Genomic DNA, 679 nt, shown 5'->3' on the forward strand with positions numbered 1-679 from the left:
CTTAGATGTCGAGGATCTTGGCCACGACGCCCGAACCCACGGTACGGCCGCCTTCACGGATGGCGAAGCGCAGGCCTTCTTCCATCGCGATCGGGTTGATCAGCTTGACGGTGATGCTGACGTTGTCGCCAGGCATGACCATTTCCTTGTCCTTGGGCAGCTCGATCGCGCCGGTCACGTCCGTCGTGCGGAAGTAGAACTGCGGACGGTAGTTGTTGAAGAACGGCGTGTGACGGCCGCCTTCGTCCTTCGACAGAACGTACACCTCGGCGGTGAAGTGCGTGTGCGGCTTGATCGAGCCGGGCTTGCACAGCACTTGGCCGCGCTCGACTTCTTCGCGCTTCGTGCCGCGCAGCAGCACGCCGACGTTGTCGCCAGCCTGGCCTTGGTCCAGCAGCTTGCGGAACATTTCCACGCCGGTGCAGGTGGTCTTGACCGTCGGGCGGATGCCCACGATTTCGATTTCTTCACCAACCTTGATCACGCCGCGCTCGACAGCGCCGGTCACCACCGTGCCGCGACCCGAGATCGAGAACACGTCTTCCACGGGCATCAGGAACGTGCCGTCCACGGCGCGCTCGGGCGTCGGGATGTACGTGTCCAGGGCTTCGGCCAGCTTCATGATGGCGCCTTCGCCCAGTTCGCCCTTGTCGCCTTCCAGGGCGAGCTTGGCCGAGCC

At 63.9% G+C, this 679-nt stretch carries 1 protein-coding gene; it reads right to left on the minus strand.

Features of this window, described 5'->3' with window-relative positions:
* Window position 1 precedes the first annotated feature (1 nt).
* Window positions 2–679, minus strand: a 678-nt coding sequence (locus tag ACZYSP_RS35275) for an EF-Tu C-terminal domain-related protein (RefSeq protein ID WP_489019191.1), incomplete at its 5' end; no start/stop codon positions are given.

The sequence above is a fragment of the Variovorax sp. F042 genome (assembly GCF_057814215.1).